This window comes from Blastococcus saxobsidens (assembly GCF_010682065.1).
Lineage (GTDB): Bacteria > Actinomycetota > Actinomycetes > Mycobacteriales > Geodermatophilaceae > Blastococcus > Blastococcus saxobsidens_B.
The window spans coordinates 12626-29676 of sequence record NZ_JAAGWG010000011.1 but is presented as its reverse complement, the minus strand read 5'-3'; the positions used below and the strand labels follow the sequence as shown (position 1 = coordinate 29676).

Sequence of the window (17051 nt, the reverse complement as noted above, 5' to 3'; positions counted from 1 at the left end):
CCTGCGAGTGCCGGGGGGCACGGGGGTCCTTCAAGCTACAGCCCGGCGGCGGCCGTCACCGCCCGGCGCGTCAGGACCGTCGCCAGGTGTTGCCGGTAGTCGGCCTGCGCGTTCAGGTCGCTGCTCGGCTCGGTGCCCTCGGCCGCGCGCTCCGCAGCCGCCGCCACCGCCTCGGCCGTGGCCTCGGCACCCGCCAGTGCTTCCTCCACCTGCCGCGCCCGCAACGGCGTCGGCCCCATGTTGGTCAGCCCCACCCGCGCCTCGGCGATCCGGCCGTTCTCCCGGCGCACGACGGCGGCCACCGCGACGATCGACCAGGCCTGCGCCACGCGGTTGAACTTCTCGTACCGCATGCCCCAGGAGCCGGCGAGCTTCGGCACCCGCACCTCCACCAGCAGCTCCCCCTCCTCGACCGCCGTCGTGAGGTAGTCGACGAAGAACTCGGCCGCCGGCACGGTGCGCCGGCCGCCCGGGCCGACGATCACGAACTCGGCGTCCAGCGCCAGGGCCACGGCCGGCAGGTCGCCGGCCGGGTCGGCGTGCACCAGGGCGCCGCCGAACGTGCCGCGGTGGCGCACCTGCCGGTCGGCCACGGTGCCGGTCGCCTCGGCGATGAGCGGGGCGTGCTCGGCGATCAGCGGGTCGGAGAGGACGTCGGAGTGCGTCGTCATCGCCCCGATCACGATCGCGTCGCCGTCGTCCCGGACGCCGCGCAGCCCGTCCACCCGGCCCAGGTCGACGACGGTCTCGGGCGCGGCCAGCCGCAGGCGCATGACGGGGATGAGCGACTGCCCGCCGGCGAGGACCTTGACGTCCTCGCCGCCCTCGGCGATCGCCTGCAACGCCTCCTCCACCGTGGTGGGCCGGGCGTAGGAGAACGGCGCGGGGATCACAGGGCACCTCCGGTCATGGACGGCCCCTCGGTGGAGTCGGCGGCCTGGGCGTTGGTGCGGGCGGTGGCGCGTTCGCCGCCGTCCCCACCGTCGTGGAGCGCCCGCCAGACCCGTTCCGGGGTCAGCGGCATGCGGATGTCGGTCACGCCCAGGTGCCGGACGGCGTCCAGCGCGGCGTTCACCACGGCCGGGGTGGAGGCGATGCAGCCCGCCTCGCCCACGCCCTTGGCGCCGATCGGGTTGCCCGGTGCGGCGTGCACCGTGTTCCCGGTGTCGAAGTGCGGCAGGTCGGAGGCCGCCGGCACCAGGTAGTCGACGAAGGTGCCGGTGGTGAGGTTGCCGTCGTCGTCGTAGACGGCCTCCTCGTACAGCGCCTGGGCGATGCCCTGGGCCAGGCCGCCGTGCACCTGCCCCTCCACGATCAGCGGGTTCACGATCGTGCCGACGTCGTCGACGCAGGCGTACTTGCGGATCTTGACGAACCCGGTCTCGGTGTCCACCTCCATCGCGCACAGGTGCGTGCCGTGCGGGAAGGAGAAGTTCTCCGGGTCGAAGGTCGCCTCGGCGTCGATCGAGGGCTCGATCCCCTCCGGGTAGTCGTGCGCCGCGAAGATCGCCAGCGCGATCTCCTGGATGCCGAGCCCGGTGCCCGGCGTCCCGCGCACCGAGAACTTCCCGCCCGCGAAGTCCAGGTCGTCCTCGCTGGCCTCCAGCAGGTGGGCGGCGATCTTCCGCGCCTTGGCGATCACCTTGTCCGCCGCCTTGACCACCGCCGAGCCGCCGACCACCAGGGACCGGGAGCCGTAGGTGTCCAGACCGCGGGAGCTGATCGCGGTGTCGCCGTGCAGCACCTCGACGTCCTCGAACGGGACGCCGAGGGAGTCGGCGACCAGCTGGCTCCACGCCGTCTCGTGGCCCTGGCCGTGCGGGGTCGAGCCGGTGACCACCTCGACCTTGCCGGTGGGCAGCATCCGGATGGCCGCGTGCTCCCAGCCGCCGGCGCCGAAGGACAGCGAGCCGAGCACCCGGGAGGGGGCCAGGCCGCACATCTCGGTGAAGGTGGAGAAGCCGATGCCCAGCTGCACCGGGTCGTTCGACTCGCGCCGGCGCTGCTGCTCGGCGCGCAGCTCGTCGTACCCGAGCAGCTCCAGCGCCTGCTGGGTGGCGGTCTCGTAGTCACCGCTGTCGTAGGCCAGCCCCGCCACGGTGGTGAACGGGAACTCCGCGGCGTCGATCCAGTTCCTGCGCCGCAGCTCCAGCGGGTCCATGCCCAGCTCGACGGCGAGCTCGTCCATGATCCGCTCGATCGCGAACGTCGCCTCCGGCCGCCCGGCGCCGCGGTAGGCGTCGGTGGGCACCTTGTTGGTGAAGACGCCGTCGCACTCGAAGCGGTAGGCGGGGAACTTGTAGATGCCCGGGTACATGAACGCGCCCAGGGCCGGGACGCCGGGCGTGATGAGGCGCAGGTAGGCGCCCATGTCGGCCAGCAGCCGGACGCGCAGCCCCTTGACGTTGCCCTCCCGGTCCGCCGCGACGTCCACGAACTGGATCTGGTCGCGGCCGTGGTGGGCGGTCATCAGCGACTCGCTGCGGGTCTCGGTCCACTTGACCGGCTTGCCGAGCCGCCGCGCGATCAGCAGGCAGAGGATCTCCTCCGGGTTGACCTGCAGCTTCCCGCCGAACCCGCCGCCGACGTCGGGGGCGACGACGCGCAGCTTGTGCTCGGGGATGCCGGTGACCATCGCGGCCATCACCCGCAGGATGTGCGGGATCTGGGTCGCCGACCACATCGTGTAGTTGTCGCCCTGCGGCTGGACCACGACCGAGCGCGGCTCCATGAACGCCGGGATGAGCCGCTGCTGGACGAACCGGCGGCTGACGACGACGTCGGCGTCGGCGAACGCCTGGTCGGTGTCCGAGCCGGTGCCCATCTCGCCGGCGTCGAAGACGAAGTGGTAGCTGGTGTTGGACTCCAGGTGGTCGTGGACCAGGTCGGCGCCCTCGGCGACCGCCCGCTCCATGTCCAGGACCACCGGCAGCGGCTCGTAGTCGACGTCGGCGAGCTCGACGGCGTCCTGCGCGGCGGCCTTGGTGCGCGCCACGATCACCGCGACGGCCTCGCCGACGTGGTTGACCTGGTCGACGGCGATCGAGGGGTGACCGGGGTTGACCATGTCCGGCGTGACCGGCCACGCGCAGGGCAGCGAGCCCTGCTCCTCGGCGAAATCCTGGCCGGTGTAGACGGCGATGACCCCGGGGGCCTCCCGTACGGCGCTGACGTCGACGTGGGTGATCCGCGCGTGGGCGACGGGTGAGCGGACGACGGCCAGGTGCAGCATCCCGGGCAGGACCATGTTGTCGGTCCAGGTGGTCTTCCCGGTGATCAGCCGGGCGTCCTCCTTGCGCCGCCGCGCCTTGCCGATCTCGGGTGCCGCGGGTTCGTCGGACGGGAGGCCGGCGCGGTCCTCGACGGCGGTCATGCCTGGACCGCCACGTGCGGGGCGGCCGCGGTGTCGACGACGGCCGGCGAGACGTGCCCGTTCCCGTCCCCGCCACCGCGCATCTCGGCGGCTGCGGACCGGACGGCGCGGACGATGTTCTGGTAGCCGGTGCAGCGGCAGAGGTTGCCCTCGATGCCCTCGCGCACCTCGTCGTCGCTCGGGTCCGGGTTGTCCTGGAGCAGGTCGATCGAGGCCATGATCATCCCCGGCGTGCAGTAGCCGCACTGCAGCCCGTGCATCTCGTGGAACGCCTTCTGGACCGGGTGCAGGCCGTCCTGGCCCACGCCCTCGATGGTGGTGACCTCGCAGCCGTCGGCCTGCACGGCCAGTACCGTGCAGCTCTTCACCGCCTCGCCGTCGAGGTGCACGGTGCAGGCGCCGCAGTTGCTGGTGTCGCAGCCGACGACCGTGCCGACCTTGCCGACCTGTTCGCGCAGGTAGTGCACCAGCAGGGTCCGCGGTTCGACGTCGTCGGTGTATGCAGCGCCGTCCACGCGCACGGTGATCGGGGTCATGCGTCCTCCGCCTGGTTTGCAGGGATCGAGAGCGCCCGCGGTGAACCGTGGGCCCGATCCGGAGTCTGCACCCAGAGGAGTGACTCAGGCCACTCCCAACTGCGCGGGAGGTCTCAGCGGGCGGCCGGGACCTCCACCGGGGCCGCCGTCGGCGCGGGATGGGCGTCGGCGAGCGCCCGCAGCTCCCGCCGGCGCAGCACCGCCGAGGCGGTGAGGGCGACCAGACCGAGGGCGGCCAGACCGGCGCCGACCATGCCCGGAGCCGTGTAGCCGAGCCCCGCGGCGATGACCAGCCCACCGAGCCAGGCGCCCAGCGCGTTGGCCGCGTTGAGCGCCGAGTGGTTCAGCGCGGCGCCCAGCATCTGCGCCTCGCCGGCGACCTGCATGAGCCGGATCTGGAGGCAGACCACGAGGGCCGAGGCAGCCGCACCGACGGTGAAGATCAGCGCGACGATGGTGACCGGCGTGCGGGCCGCCAGGGGCACCAGCGCGAGCAGCACACCGGTGGCGACCATGGTGCCCACCAGCGAGCGGAACAGCGCGAGATCGGCGAGCCGACCGCCGAGCGCCGTCCCGACCACGCCGCCCAGGCCGAACGCGAACAGCACCCAGGGGATGGTGCCGCGGGACATGCCGGTGACCTCGGTGACCAGTGGCGCGACATAGCTGTAGACGGCGAACATGCCGCCGAACCCGACGACCCCGACCACGAGCGTGAGCAACACCTGCGGACGGCGCAGCGCGCCCAGCTCCGAGCGCACGGTGGCCGCGCGGTTCCCCGGCGCCCCGGGGACGACGGCGCTGATCGCGGCGATCGTGAGGGCCCCGATCACCACCACGGCCCAGTAGGCGCTGCGCCACCCGAACTCCTGGCCCAGCCACGTGGCGGCGGGGACGCCGGCCACGTTGGCGATGGCCAGACCCAGCATCACCGAGCTCACGGCTCGGCCGCGCAGGTGCGGGGCGACCAGCGACGCGGCGACCAGAGAGGCGACCCCGAAGTAGGCGCCGTGCGGGACGCCGGCGAGGAACCGGGCGGCCAGCAGCGAGCCGTAGCCGGGGGCGAGCGCGGTGAGCGCGTTGCCGACGATGAAGGCGGCCATCAGGCCCAGCAGCAGGGCACGGCGGGGCAGCCGCGTCCCCAGCGCCGCGATGACCGGCGCACCGACGACGACGCCCAGCGCGTAGAACGAGATGACGTGCCCGGCGGTCGGGATGTCGATGCCCACACCCTCGGCGATGTCCGGCAGCAGCCCCATCGTCACGAACTCGGTGGTGCCGATCGCGAAACCGCCGAGCGCCAGGGCGACGACGGCGGCCACGAGCCGCCCCCGGGCCAGCGGAGGACGTTCGGCGAGGGGCAGCGCGGTCACTCCGGGTGCGAAGTCCTGAGCCGGCCGAAGCATTCCCGGCCGCTGCGCGGCGTCAGTGCCCGACCGCCGGGACCTCGTCCACGGCCGGGAGCTGCCAGGGGCGGACGACGGTGACGAGCACGACGATCGCCAGCACCAGCGCCGTCACCACGACCAGGCCGATCGCGACGGCGTCGTTGCCCAGCAGGCCGACGACCGGCGAGACCACCGCCCCGACGCCGAACTGGATCGCGCCCAGCAGGGCCGCGGCGCTGCCGGCGGCCTCGCCGTGGCGGGAGAGCGCGAGCGCGGGGGCGTTGGGCAGGGCGAGCCCGCAGGCGAACAGCACCACCCAGAGCGCGCCGGTCACGGCGGGCAGGCCGCCGGTCTCCGTGCCTGCCAGGACGACGAGCGCGGCACCGGCCAGAGCGCCCAGGACCGTGCCGGCCACGAGCAGCTGCTGCGGCGACCAGCGACGGAGCAGGAGCGGGTTGAGCTGGGTGGCGGCGATGAGCCAGAACGCGCCGGCGCCGAAGAGCAGCCCGAACTGCTGCTCGTCGAGGCCGAACTGGTCCTGGTAGACGAAGGAGGAGCCGGACACGTAGCTGAACAGACCGGCCATGGTCAGGCCCGCCACGAGCACCAGCCCGACGTAGACGCGGTCGTGCATCAGCCCGCGGTAGGTGCGCAGCGTGCCGCGGACGCCGGTGCTGCTCCGGCGCTCGGGCGGCAGGGTCTCCCGCAGCGTGGCCCAGCCGACGACAAGCATGAGCAGCCCGTAGCCGGCGAGCACCACGAAGACGCCGCGCCAGTCGGTGAACCGCAGCAGCTCGCCGCCGATCGTCGGGGCGAGCACCGGCGCCGCCCCGAGCACGAGGAAGAGCCGGGAGAGCATCGTGGCCGCGGCCCGTCCGGTGTAGAGGTCGCGCACCACGGCCAGCGCGATGACCGCGCCCGCGGCCGCACCGACGCCCTGCAGCAGGCGCAGCGCGCCGAGGACGGCGATGCTGGGGGCCACCAGGATCAGCAGCGACGCCAGCACGTGCAGCGCCGTGCCCGCCAGCAGGGGGCCGCGGCGGCCGTAGGCGTCCGACAGCGGGCCGAGCACCAGCTGCCCGAGCGCCAGGCCGACCAGGGTGCCGGTCAGCGTCAGCTGCACGGTGGCCGAGGTGGTGAGCAGGTCCTCGGTGATCGCCGGCAGCGCCGGCAGGTACATGTCGATGGTGAGCGGCCCGATGGCGACGAAGGCGCCGAGCGTGAGCGCGGTCCGGGCTGCCCCGGGGCGCTGCGCCGACGTGGGCGCAGCGGCTGCTGGGGCGACCGGGCGGTCCTGGGTGGTGGTCATGAGTGTCCCGTCGAGCGAGGTGGAGCCCGACCGACGCTGGTCCGACCGCAGTACGAGAGGCGACAAGGCGCCGCCGGACCCGGGCATTCCCGATGGTTGCCCGGACCAATCACCGTTCACCGGACGTTCAGCTGGGCGGGCGGACCGGCAGGAGGGCGCGGACGTCGCGGGCGCGCAGGACGCCCAGCCAGAGCCCGCCGCCGTACGCGAGGTCCTCGAGCCGACGCGCCACCGTGTGACGGACCGGTCCGATCCGGCCACGCCGCGGCCACCAGGTGAGCAGCCCGTCGGCCAGCGCGACGGCTCCCAGCCCGCGGCGGGCCCGGCGGGAGACCACCGCGGCGACCAGCGACAACGGCCAGTGGTGCCGGGTGGCGGTCCCGGCCAGCGACCGGCCGGAGGCGACCAGCCCCCGGGCGGTGAGCGCCGCCGCCAGACCCACCGGCGCGCGCTCACCGGGACGGCGGAGCCGCCGGGTCAGCCGGACCGCGGTGGCGCCGAGCAGCCCGAGGGCGGCCAACCGGCCCGGCCGCCCGCCGGCCAGCAGCAGCGCCCAGGTGAGGCCGGTCTCCGGAGCGATCACCAGCGGGGACACCGCGGCCCCGTGCCGCTGCGCCAGGAGCGCGGCGCCGGTGCCGTAGAAGGCGCGCCGCCGGAGCCACTCCGCGAGGGCGGCGGGGTGCTCGTGCGCCACCTCGGCCGCCGGTTCGTAGCGGACCCGCCAGCCGGCCGCCGTCAGCCGCCACACGAGGTCGACGTCCTCGGCGACCCGCATCGCCTCGTCGAAGCCGCTGCCCACGGCCGCGCGGCGCACCAGCAGGGCCGCGCTGGGGACGTAGGAGACCGCCGACGAGGGGCGCACCGCCGCCGGCCGCGGCCCCATGTCCAGCGCCGAGGCCAGGTCCTCGTACGGGCTCACCCAGCCGCGCCGCGCGCCGGGCAGCGGCACGATCCGCGGCGCGACCGCGGCCAGCGACGGATCGGCCAGGTGCGGCAGCAACGCGTCCAGCCAGCCCGGCCGCGGCACGCAGTCGGAGTCGAGGAAGGCGACGAACGCCGTCGTCGCCGCGGCCAGCCCGCTGTTGCGGGCGGCGGCCGGTCCCCGGGGGACGGGATGGCGGACGACGCGCGCGGCACCGGCCGAGGCGACCGGCTCCGCCGAGCCGTCGTCCACCACGACCACCGGGAGCGCGGCGGTCGCCGGGTCCCCGGCGAGCGCGGCGAGCAACCGGGCGAGCGCGGCGGGCCGGTCGCGGACCGGGACGACCACCGTGACGTCGGGCTCCGGGGACGGCCCGGGCTCCGGGTGCGCCAGCCCGGCGTCGAGCAGCCGGGCGGCCAGCTGGGCCGAGACGGCGTCGCGCACGGCGAGCCGGTCCCCGGCCAGGAGCGTCCGGGCCCGCGGCGCCAGCCGCAGCAGCCGCAGCGGCGAACCGCCGAGCAGGGTCGCGCCGCCGTCGCGACGGCGGGTGCGCGGGTCCAGCCGGACGGCGAACCCGTCGGGCAGCCGCCCCGCGCCGGGAGCCGGGACGGTCACGCGCCGCCCAGGACCTCGGCGGTGGTCGCGAAGGTCACCAGCGGTGCATAGCCGCCCATGACCTGCAGCGCCCGCTCGTGCTCCTCGTCTCCGGCGCCGGCGCAGGCGTCGGTGACCACCCGGACCGCGATCCCCGCGTCCGCGGCGGGCAGCACGGTGGAGAGCACGCAGCACTCCGTGGCCACGCCGACGACCGTCAGGGGCCCCTGCCCGACCACCGCGGCGAGGTCCGGCCCCCACTTGCCGAAGGTCGTCGCATCGACCACCGGGTGCGCGCCCGGGTCCTCCACCAGCCGGTACATCTCGGCGTCCGGGGGCTGCAACGCGAAGTCGTACTGCTCGTAGTAGTCCTGCCACGCCCCGACGGGCTCGCCGGGCGCGATGAACCGGGTCCAGACGACGCGCTCGCCGAACGCCCCGACCAGCCGACGGATCCGGGGGCGCACCTCGTCGAACCGGGGAGCGGTCCACGGCGAGTCCTCGTCGCGGAACACGTCCTGCAGGTCGACGACGACCAGCCAGCCCTCCTGCGGTGCCGGCCCGCCGCTCATCGATGCCACTCCTCGTTCCCCGTCGCACCCCGCGGCGACACGCTCCCGGCACCCTAGCGACGGCTGCGGCGGCCCCGCCCGCGCCGGCCTTCCGGACGCATGGTTAGGTCAGCCTTACCTGAGTTCTACCGAGGAGCAGTCATGACCGCCCGCCCCACCCTCCGCGCCGCGGCCGCGCTCGCGGCCACCGCCCTCGTCCTCACCGGCTGCGGTGCCGACGAGGACACCGACAGCACCGCCGGTGGGGACGGTGGCGGCAGCTCCTCGGGCGCCTTCCCCGTGACGGTGAGCACCGCCTTCGGGGACGTGGAGATCGACGAGGAGCCGACCCGGGTCGTGGCGCTGGGCTGGGGCGATGCCGAGACGGCGCTGGCCCTCGGCGTCCAGCCGGTCGGCGCCAGCGACTGGCTCGCCTTCGGCGGCGAGGGCGTGGGCCCCTGGGCCGAGGGGCTGTACGACGAGGCGCCGGAGCTCATCGGGACCACGGAGCCCAGCTTCGAGACGATCGCCGCCCTCGAGCCGGACCTGATCCTGGACACCAAGTCCGACGGCACGCAGGAGCGCTACGACCTGCTCAACAAGATCGCCCCGACCGTCGGCATGCCCGAGGGCGTCGACCCCTACCAGACCACCTGGGACCAGCAGCTGGAGCTGGTCGGTCAGGCGCTGGGCAGGACCGGCGAGGCCGAGGAGATCGCCACCGAGGTCGCCCAGGCCTTCGAGGACGCCGCGTCCGCGCACCCCGAGTTCGCGGGCACCGAGGTCGCCGTCGCCGCGTTCACCGCCGACGGCTTCACCGCATACGTGCAGGGCGACACCCGCGTCGACTTCATGGAGGAGCTCGGCTTCGTGAACAAGCCGGCCATCCAGGAGCTGGCGACCGACAGCTTCTACGTGCCGGTGAGCGAGGAGCAGGTGCCGCTCCTCGACGCCGGGCTCACCGTCGCCTTCCCGATCTACGTGGAGGCGGCGGAGTACACCTCGAACCCGCTGTGGCAGGGGCTGCCCTCGGTGCGCGACGGCCGGGCCGTCGTCCTGGAGGACCAGGCCCTGGCGAACGCCTTCTCCATCGGCACGGCGCCCAGCATCCGCTACGCGCTGGAGAACGCGGTCCCGCTGTTCGCCGAGGCCCTGGCCTGACCCGCCGGACCCCGCCGGGCGCTCACTCCAGGAGCCGCCCGGCGGGGTCCACCCGCCACTCCCGCACCGCCGCGACCAGCCGTCCGGCCAGGTCCGCGACCAGCTCCGCCCCTTCGTCCGCCGACGCGCCGGCCGGGTCGCCGAGCACCCCGTTGGGGCTGACCGCCCGCACGCCCTCGGCCCGCATCCGGGGCAGCAGCTCCCGCAGCGGCGCCGTCTCCCCCGGCTCGGCCAGCTCCTCCCGGACCCCACCGGGTTCCACGTGCAACATCAGTGATGTCTCCACCCGTCCGGCGTGGGCGTCCCCACCGGGGACGGCGCACGGCCACCAGGCGACGTCCCGCCCCTCCGCGCGCAGCTGCGGCACCGCCGCCCGCAGCGCGGAGAAGTTGCCGCCGTGGCCGTTGACGACCAGCAGCCGCCCCGCCCAGCGGCACGCCGAGCGCCCGTACTCCACCAACAACATCGTGAGCGCCTCGGTGCCGATCGAGACCGTGCCGGGGAAGCCCTCGTGCTCCCCGCTGGCCCCGTAGGCGATCGCCGGGGCCAGCAGCGCACCGTCCATCCCGGGCGCCGCGGCCCGGGCCACCGTCTCCGCCGTGCGGGTGTCGGTGGCCAGCGGCAGGTGCGGGCCGTGCTGCTCCACCGCGCCGAGCGGGACCACGAGCAGCGGCCGCTCGGGGATCTCCTGCCAGGTGGTGCCACCGAGGAGGTTCACCGGCGCAGCGTAGAGACTGGCGCCATGGCTCCCCGACGCTGCCCGTGCGGTACCGGCCTGCCCTACGACGAGTGCTGCGGTCCGCGCCACGACTGCTCGACGCCGGCGGCGACCGCCGAGCAGCTCATGCGGTCCCGGTACAGCGCCTTCGCCGTCGGCGACACGGCATACCTGCTGGCCACCTGGCACTCCACGACCAGGCCGCCGTCGCTCGAGCTCGACGCGGGGGTGCGCTGGACCGGCCTCGACGTCCTGCGCACCGCCGGGGGCGGACTGCTCGAGCAGGAGGGCACCGTCGAGTTCCGGGCGCACTGGCGGTCGGAGGACGGGACCGGGGACCAGCACGAGGTGAGCCGGTTCGTGCGCGAGGTCGGCGCCTGGCGGTACCTCGACGCGGGGTGAGCGTGTCGGCGGTGCCGCCGGTGGGCACGGGGAGGGCATGAGTGCAGAGGACACGCGCAAGGTCGCCGAGCTGATCAAGGGTGAGCGCTTCGGCTTCCTCACCACCATCGCCCCCGGCGGCAAGCTGACCAGCCGGCCCATGACGCTGCAGGAGGTGGAGTTCGACGGCGACCTGTGGTTCTTCGCCGAGCGCAGCTCGCACCCGGTGGCGCACATCGCCGCCCAGCCGCAGGTGAACGTGGGGGTCGGCTCCGGCGGCACCTGGGTGTCGCTCACCGGGCACGCGGTGGTGGTCGACGACCTCGCGAAGAAGAAGGAGCTGTGGAACGGCGGCGTCGAGGCGTGGTTCCCGAACGGCCCCGAGGACCCCGACGTCGTCCTGATCAAGGTCGACGGCGACTCGGCGGAGTACTGGGACACCCCCGGCGGCCGGCTGGCCACGGCGTTCAGCTTCGTGAAGGCCAAGGCGACCGGCGAGCGCATCGACTCCGGCGAGAACGAGAAGGTCGAGCTCTAGCCGACCGGCACCGCTCCCGCCGCCAGGCCGAGCCGGGCGCCCGCGCGCCCGGCCGGCTCGGGCCGGGAGAAGAAGTACCCCTGGGCGGAGCCGCACTCCATCGCCTTGAGCACCTCGCGCTGCTCGTCGGTCTCGACGCCCTCGGCGACGACGTCGAGGCCCAGCGTGCGGGCGAGCTCGACGATCGAGGCGATGAGGGTGGCCGCCGAGCGCCCGGCGGGCAGGTCGCTGATGAAGCTGCGGTCGATCTTGATGATGTCGGCGGGCAGCCGGCGCAGGTAGGAGAGCCCGGAGAAGCCGGTCCCGAAGTCGTCGATCGCCACGCGGACGCCCAGGGCGCGCAGCTCCTCCAGCTGCTCCACGACGCGGTCGACGTCGCGCACCAGGACGCCCTCGGTCACCTCCAGCGTGAGCTGCTCCGCCGGGAAACCACTGGCGTCCAGCGCCGCCCGGACCTCGGCCGTCATGTCCGTGTCGGAGAGCTGGCGCGGCGAGAGGTTCACCGCCATGCGCAGCGGGCGGCCGCTCTCCCGGGACCAGGCGGCGCCCTGCCGGACGGCCTCGTGCAGCACCCAGCGCCCGATGCCGGTCACCGCGCCGGTCTCCTCGGCCAGCGGGATGAACTCGGCGGGCGACACCATGCCGTGCCGGGGGTGCTGCCACCGGACCAGCGCCTCGAAGCCGGTCGTGCTCCCGTCGGAGAGCTGGACGGTGGGCTGGTAGTGGACCTCCAGCTGCTCGCCGTCGACGGCGCACAGGAGGTCCTGCTGGAGCTCGGCGCGCCGGCGCGCGGCCGCGGCCATGCCGTCGGCGTAGACGACCAGCCGGTTCTTGCCCTGGGCCTTCGCCAGGTGCACGGCCAGGTCGGCGTTGCGCAGCACGGCGCCGGCGGTGCCCTCGTCGGTCGGGCCGGCCACGCCGATGCTGGCGTGCACGGTGACCGGGCCGCCGTCGACGAGCACGGGGGCGGCCAGCGAGCGGAGCACGCGCTCGCCGACGGCCCGCGCGGACTCGGTGTCGCCGAGAACGACGACGGCGAACTCGTCGCCGGCGGTGCGGGCCACGACGTCGCCCGGGCGCACGCAGCCGCGCAGCCGCTCGGCGAAGGCGAGCAGCAGCTCGTCACCGACCGCGTGGCCCCGGCTGTCGTTGACGTCCTTGAAGTCGTCGAGGTCGAGCAGCAGCAGGCTGACCGCCTCCTCGCGCCGCAGCGAGCGCTCGAGCACCTCGTCCAGCAGCGTGCGGTTGGCCAGTCCGGTCAGCCGGTCGCTGACCACCTGGTCCTCGTTGAGCCGCCAGGCCGACAGGTGCGCGAGGCTGGCCGCGAGCACGAACCCGGCGTGGATCGCCGCCCACAGCCACGGGTCGTGCTCCCCGGAGTGGCCGAACACCTCGTGCGGGAAGAGCGTGCCGACGACGCCGTGGTGCAGCGCCACCACCACGACCGCGATGCCGAAGGGCACCCAGTCCTGGTACAGCGAGACGACGCCGATCATCACGAAGAACGCGAAGTGGGCCTCGGTGACCCCGCCCCACAGGTGCACCAGCGCCGCCGACCCGGCCATGAGGCTGACGGTGGTGGCGGCGGCCCGCCCGGCCCGCGGCACGCGCTCCGGGACGGCGAACGCCAGCGGCCCCGCGACCACGGCGAGGACGCCGGCCGCGACCGGCTGGTCGAACCCCCAGAGCCAGGCCAGCAGTACGAGGGCCACGGCGGCGGCGAGGGAGAGCCGGACGATGGCCTGGTGCCGGCGCTCCCAGACCTCGTCGGGCAGCCGGCGGCCCTCGGGGAGCAGCCGCGCCAGCCGGGTCCGGAGTTCGGGGATCACACCGGGGGCATCGGTGCCCCGTGGCACCGGCCCCAGCCCCGAAACCCGGCCCTCCCCCCAACGGGTGGGAAGGTCAGGCCCCCGGGAAGCCCGCCAGCGGGGACTCGTCGCAGATCTTCGCGGGCGGGACGGCGGGCATGCCCAGCAGCGTCGGCTGGCCGCGGACGGGGCCGGTGTGCGAGTGGTCGATGTGGCTGCGCGGGGTGACCAGCTCCAGGTCCCGGGCAGCCAGGGCGGTCTCCCCGTAGCCCTGCACGCACTCGGGATCGGGGCCGTCCAGCGGCAGGCCGGTGAAGAACTTGGCCGCCATGCAGCCGCCGCGGCAGGCGTCGAAGTGCGCGCACTTGGTGCAGGCGCCGCCGGTCTGCGGGTTGCGCAGGTCGGCGAACAGCTCCGAGGACTGCCACACCCGCTGGAAGCCGCCCTCGTCGCGCACGTTGCCGGCGAGGAAGTTCTCGTGGATCGCGAACGGGCACGCGTAGACGTCGCCCACCGGGTCGATCAGGCAGACCACGCGCCCCGCGCCGCACAGGTTGAGGCCCGGAAGCGCCTCGCCGAACGCGGACAGGTGGAAGAACGAGTCTCCGGTCAGCACGCCGTCGCCGTTGGCGAGCAGCCACTGGTACAGGTCCTTCTGCTGGGCCATGGTCGGGTGCAGCTCGTCCCAGACGTCCGCCCCGCGGCCGGACGGCCGCAGCCGGGTGATCCGCAGCTGGGCGCCGAAGGAGTCGGTGAGCGCCTTGAACGCGTCGAGCTGCCCGGCGTTCTCGCGGGTGACGACGACGGAGACCTTGAAGTCCTTCATCCCGGCCTCGGCCAGGTTCTCCAGGGCACGGATGGCCGTGGCGTAGGAGCCGGTGCCGCGCACCCGGTCGTTCACCTCGGCAGTGGCGCCGTCCAGGGAGATCTGCACGTCGACGTAGTCGGTGCGGGCCAGCTGGGCGGCGCGGGTCTTGTCCAGCTTGATGCCGTTGGTGGAGAACTTGACGCCGACGTCGTGGCCGATGGCGTAGTCGAGCAGGTGCCAGAAGTCCGGCCGCACGGTCGGCTCGCCGCCGCCGACGTTGACGTAGAACACCTGCATCCGCTGCAGCTCGTCGATGACCGCCTCGGCCTCGGCGGTGGACAGCTCGCGCGGGTCGCGCCGGCCGGAGGAGGACAGGCAGTGCGCGCACGCCAGGTTGCAGGCGTAGGTGAGCTCCCATGTCAGGCAGATCGGGGCGTCCAGCCCGTACTCGAACTGGTCGATCAGCCGGCCGCCGACGGGACGCTGGGGGGCGGTGGGTCGGGACGGCAGGACGGCGGTCATGAGGCGCTCCGGAGTTCGATCATCTGCGAGCGGGCGAGGTCGGCGAGCGCCTTCAGGTAGCTGGAGCGCTGGGTCTCCGGCACGCCGCAGGCGACCAGCGTCGCCTCGGCGCTGGGGTGCTCGGCCAGCGAGGTCACGACTGCGACCAGCATCTTCGACTTCAGGAAGGAGAGCTTCCGGTTGCCGAAGTGGTAGACCAGCGCGCCGAACGGCTCCGGCCGCAGGGCGACCGACCGGGCCTTCTGCCAGGGCAGCGCCGGGTCGAACACGGCGGCCACCGGAGCGGTCATCGGAGCCTGCGACTCAGTAGACGCCGCACATGCCGTCGATCGAGACCTCCTCGACCAGCGACTCCTCGACCAGGGCCTCCTCGGCCGCGGGGGCCTCGACGGCGGCGGTGTCCACGGCGGCGGTCTGCTCGGGCATCTGCACTCCTGGTGAGCGAGGTCACTGACTGGTCGGGCCGAGGCTAGTGGCACCCAGTGCCAGGAGCAAGCAGCCCGGTCGGATGCGGAAAGCATCGCGCACCCGCCGCCGCCCGGCAGGATGGGCGCATGACGCAGACCGCGACCGGCGAGGCCGCGCGGGACCGCGTGGAGCGAGCGGCTCTCGAGCTCTTCACCTCCCGTGGCTTCGACGCGGTCACCGCCGACGAGGTGGCCGACGCCGCCGGCATCAGCCGCCGCACGTTCTTCCGCTACTACCCGGCGAAGGCCGACGCCGTCTGGGGCGACTTCGCCGCGCACGTCGAGCGGCTGGACCGGCTGCTGCACTCGGCCGACGGCGGACGACCGGTGCTGGCCACCGTCTGCGCCGCCTACGCCGAGGTCAACGACTACCGGGACGACGACCTGCCGGCGCTCCGGCAGCGGATGCGGCTGATCCTCACCGAGCCGGCGCTGCAGGCCCACTCCCAGCTGCGGTACGCCGAGATCGACCGCGTCGTCGCCGAGCACGTCGCGCGCAGCACGGCGGACGACCCTGCCGGCCTGCTGCCGCGGCTGGTCGCCGCCAGCACCCGGGCGGCCGCCACCACCGCCTTCGCCGCCTGGCTGGCCGACGAGCGCACCGCCCTCGGGGACCAGCTGCGCCGCACGTTCGACGAGCTGGCCGCCGGATTCCCCAGCCTGAGGGGCTGAGCCGCCCAGGCTGTGGCGTGCGTCTCCGCAGTCCCGCTACTGTGGCACTGAGTGCCACCGCTGCTCCGGCGGGGCGGACGACGGGAGACCGGCATGGCGAACGCGTGGTTCGAGACGGTGGCCGAGGCGCAGCGCCGCGCGAAGCGACGGCTGCCCAAGGGCGTGTACGGCGCACTGGTCGCCGGCTCCGAGCGCGGCCTGACCGTCGAGGACAACACCACCGCCTTCGGCGAGATCGGCTTCGCGCCGCACACCGCGGGCCTGGCCAACGAGCGCAACATGGGCGTCACGGTCATGGGCCAGCAGATGTCGATGCCGGTGATGATCAGCCCGACCGGCGTCCAGGCCGTGCACCCCGACGGGGAGGTCGCCGTCGCGCGCGCCGCCGCGGCCCGCGGGGTGGCCATGGGCCTGTCCTCCTTCGCCAGCAAGCCGATCGAGGAGGTCGTCGCGGCCAACCCGCAGACCTTCTTCCAGGTCTACTGGGTCGGCAGCCGCGAGGAGATGCTCGCCCGCATGGAGCGGGCCAGGCGGGCCGGCGCCGTCGGCCTGATCGCCACCCTCGACTGGTCCTTCGCCTACGGCCGCGACTGGGGCAGCCCGTTCATCCCCGAGAAGGTCAACTTCGAGGCGGTGCGCCGCTACGCCCCGCAGGTGGCGCTCAAGCCGGGCTGGCTGTGGGACTTCGCGAAGACCAGGCAGCTGCCCGACCTCACCGTCCCGAACATGGTCGCCACCCCCGGCGAGCCGGCGCCCACCTTCTTCGGCGCCTACGGCATGTGGATGAACTCCCCGATGCCCACCTGGGAGGACGTCGCCTGGCTGCGCTCGCAGTGGGACGGCCCGTTCATGCTCAAGGGCGTCATGCGGGTCGACGACGCCAAGCGCGCCGTGGACGCCGGCGTCACCGCGATCTCGGTCTCCAACCACGGCGGCAACAACCTCGACGGCACGCCGGCGTCCATCCGGGCGCTGCCCGCCGTCGCCGAGGCGGTCGGCGACCAGATCGAGGTGCTGCTCGACGGCGGCATCCGCCGCGGTGGCGACGTCGCCAAGGCACTGGCCCTGGGCGCCAGGGCCGTGATGATCGGCCGCGCCTACCTGTGGGGCCTCGCGGCCAACGGGCAGGCCGGCGTGGAGAACGTGCTGGACCTGATGCGCGACGGCCTCGGCTCGGCGATGGTCGGCCTCGGCCGGCCGAACGTCACCGACCTGTGCCGGGACGACCTCGTGGTCCCGTCCGGCTTCGAGCAGCGCCTGGGCGAGACCGCGGTCGCGCGCGCGAGCGAGGAGTCCTAGCCCC

The 17051-nt window shown here is 74.3% G+C and carries 17 protein-coding genes; 5 read left to right on the top strand and 12 right to left on the bottom strand.

Features of this window, described 5'->3' with window-relative positions:
- Positions 1-35: 35 nt before the first annotated feature.
- From GCU60_RS08920 to GCU60_RS08890, 7 genes are all read right to left on the bottom strand, one after another.
- Complete coding sequence (locus GCU60_RS08920) at positions 36-893, bottom strand: FAD binding domain-containing protein (protein ID WP_163204366.1); 858 nt, start codon at positions 891-893, stop codon at positions 36-38.
- Positions 890-3373: a xanthine dehydrogenase family protein molybdopterin-binding subunit gene (locus tag GCU60_RS08915; protein WP_163204364.1), complete on the bottom strand. Its 2484-nt coding sequence runs from the start codon at positions 3371-3373 to the stop codon at positions 890-892. Before GCU60_RS08915 ends, GCU60_RS08920 begins: the two co-directional genes overlap by 4 nt.
- Positions 3370-3909 (bottom strand): (2Fe-2S)-binding protein, encoded by a 540-nt coding sequence (locus GCU60_RS08910; RefSeq protein ID WP_163204362.1) that lies wholly within the window; start codon positions 3907-3909, stop codon positions 3370-3372. Before GCU60_RS08910 ends, GCU60_RS08915 begins: the two co-directional genes overlap by 4 nt.
- Before the next feature lie 113 nt (positions 3910-4022).
- The gene (locus GCU60_RS08905) at positions 4023-5282 is read right to left on the bottom strand and encodes an MFS transporter (RefSeq protein WP_345770496.1); all 1260 of its coding nucleotides are present in this window, start codon (positions 5280-5282) and stop codon (positions 4023-4025) included.
- A 52-nt stretch (positions 5283-5334) separates the two neighbouring features.
- Positions 5335-6606, bottom strand: a complete 1272-nt coding sequence (locus GCU60_RS08900; RefSeq protein WP_163204358.1) for a multidrug effflux MFS transporter — start codon at positions 6604-6606, stop codon at positions 5335-5337.
- 127 nt (positions 6607-6733) lie between these two features.
- Entirely contained in the window at positions 6734-8143 is a 1410-nt protein-coding gene (mftF, locus tag GCU60_RS08895; RefSeq protein ID WP_163204356.1) for a mycofactocin biosynthesis glycosyltransferase MftF, read from the bottom strand.
- On the bottom strand, positions 8140-8694 hold the full coding sequence (locus GCU60_RS08890) for a cysteine hydrolase family protein (RefSeq protein ID WP_163204354.1): 555 nt from the start codon (positions 8692-8694) through the stop codon (positions 8140-8142). Before GCU60_RS08890 ends, mftF begins: the two co-directional genes overlap by 4 nt.
- Before the next feature lie 141 nt (positions 8695-8835).
- Here GCU60_RS08890 and GCU60_RS08885 point away from each other — a divergent pair, with 141 nt between their 5' ends.
- Entirely contained in the window at positions 8836-9834 is a 999-nt protein-coding gene (locus tag GCU60_RS08885) for an iron-siderophore ABC transporter substrate-binding protein (RefSeq protein ID WP_163204352.1), read from the top strand.
- A 22-nt stretch (positions 9835-9856) separates the two neighbouring features.
- On the opposite strand, the gene mftE is transcribed toward GCU60_RS08885, so the two are convergent.
- Complete coding sequence (mftE, locus tag GCU60_RS08880; protein WP_163204349.1) at positions 9857-10552, bottom strand: mycofactocin biosynthesis peptidyl-dipeptidase MftE; 696 nt, start codon at positions 10550-10552, stop codon at positions 9857-9859.
- 24 nt (positions 10553-10576) lie between these two features.
- Here mftE and GCU60_RS08875 point away from each other — a divergent pair, with 24 nt between their 5' ends.
- Complete coding sequence (locus tag GCU60_RS08875; protein ID WP_163204347.1) at positions 10577-10954, top strand: YchJ family protein; 378 nt, start codon at positions 10577-10579, stop codon at positions 10952-10954.
- A gap of 37 nt (positions 10955-10991) precedes the next feature.
- Entirely contained in the window at positions 10992-11471 is a 480-nt protein-coding gene (locus GCU60_RS08870) for a pyridoxamine 5'-phosphate oxidase family protein (RefSeq protein WP_163204345.1), read from the top strand.
- Here GCU60_RS08870 and GCU60_RS08865 read toward each other — a convergent pair.
- From GCU60_RS08865 to mftA, 4 genes are all read right to left on the bottom strand, one after another.
- Positions 11468-13300 (bottom strand): EAL domain-containing protein, encoded by a 1833-nt coding sequence (locus GCU60_RS08865; RefSeq protein ID WP_163204343.1) that lies wholly within the window; start codon positions 13298-13300, stop codon positions 11468-11470. The two genes, GCU60_RS08870 and GCU60_RS08865, sit on opposite strands and share 4 nt — an antisense overlap.
- A 73-nt stretch (positions 13301-13373) precedes the next feature.
- Positions 13374-14609: a mycofactocin radical SAM maturase gene (gene mftC, locus GCU60_RS08860; RefSeq protein WP_163204341.1), complete on the bottom strand. Its 1236-nt coding sequence runs from the start codon at positions 14607-14609 to the stop codon at positions 13374-13376.
- A complete protein-coding gene (gene mftB / locus GCU60_RS08855) occupies positions 14606-14899 on the bottom strand; it encodes a mycofactocin biosynthesis chaperone MftB (protein WP_163204339.1) in 294 nt (97 codons plus the stop codon). The genes mftC and mftB overlap by 4 nt, the downstream gene beginning before the upstream one ends.
- A gap of 13 nt (positions 14900-14912) precedes the next feature.
- Positions 14913-15035: a mycofactocin precursor MftA gene (gene mftA / locus GCU60_RS08850; protein WP_204261718.1), complete on the bottom strand. Its 123-nt coding sequence runs from the start codon at positions 15033-15035 to the stop codon at positions 14913-14915.
- Between the two features lie 128 nt (positions 15036-15163).
- Here mftA and GCU60_RS08845 point away from each other — a divergent pair, with 128 nt between their 5' ends.
- Positions 15164-15748, top strand: coding sequence for a TetR family transcriptional regulator (locus GCU60_RS08845; protein ID WP_163204337.1), 585 nt, complete (start codon positions 15164-15166; stop codon positions 15746-15748).
- 93 nt (positions 15749-15841) lie between these two features.
- A complete protein-coding gene (gene mftD, locus GCU60_RS08840; protein WP_163204334.1) occupies positions 15842-17047 on the top strand; it encodes a pre-mycofactocin synthase MftD in 1206 nt (401 codons plus the stop codon).
- Positions 17048-17051: the final 4 nt, after the last annotated feature.

What these genes read in the sequence shown, in the direction of transcription:
- GCU60_RS08910 (WP_163204362.1), bottom strand. Translation starts at nt 3,909, where the DNA reads ATGACCCCGATCACCGTGCGCGTGGACGGCGCTGCATACACCGACGAC.
- GCU60_RS08890 (WP_163204354.1), bottom strand. Translation starts at nt 8,694, where the DNA reads ATGAGCGGCGGGCCGGCACCGCAGGAGGGCTGGCTGGTCGTCGTCGAC.
- mftC (WP_163204341.1), bottom strand. Translation starts at nt 14,609, where the DNA reads ATGACCGCCGTCCTGCCGTCCCGACCCACCGCCCCCCAGCGTCCCGTC.
- GCU60_RS08870 (WP_163204345.1), top strand. Translation starts at nt 10,992, where the DNA reads ATGAGTGCAGAGGACACGCGCAAGGTCGCCGAGCTGATCAAGGGTGAG.
- mftD (WP_163204334.1), top strand. Translation starts at nt 15,842, where the DNA reads ATGGCGAACGCGTGGTTCGAGACGGTGGCCGAGGCGCAGCGCCGCGCG.
- GCU60_RS08845 (WP_163204337.1), top strand. Translation starts at nt 15,164, where the DNA reads ATGACGCAGACCGCGACCGGCGAGGCCGCGCGGGACCGCGTGGAGCGA.
- GCU60_RS08915 (WP_163204364.1), bottom strand. Translation starts at nt 3,373, where the DNA reads ATGACCGCCGTCGAGGACCGCGCCGGCCTCCCGTCCGACGAACCCGCG.
- GCU60_RS08900 (WP_163204358.1), bottom strand. Translation starts at nt 6,606, where the DNA reads ATGACCACCACCCAGGACCGCCCGGTCGCCCCAGCAGCCGCTGCGCCC.
- GCU60_RS08885 (WP_163204352.1), top strand. Translation starts at nt 8,836, where the DNA reads ATGACCGCCCGCCCCACCCTCCGCGCCGCGGCCGCGCTCGCGGCCACC.
- mftA (WP_204261718.1), bottom strand. Translation starts at nt 15,035, where the DNA reads ATGCCCGAGCAGACCGCCGCCGTGGACACCGCCGCCGTCGAGGCCCCC.
- mftB (WP_163204339.1), bottom strand. Translation starts at nt 14,899, where the DNA reads ATGACCGCTCCGGTGGCCGCCGTGTTCGACCCGGCGCTGCCCTGGCAG.
- GCU60_RS08875 (WP_163204347.1), top strand. Translation starts at nt 10,577, where the DNA reads ATGGCTCCCCGACGCTGCCCGTGCGGTACCGGCCTGCCCTACGACGAG.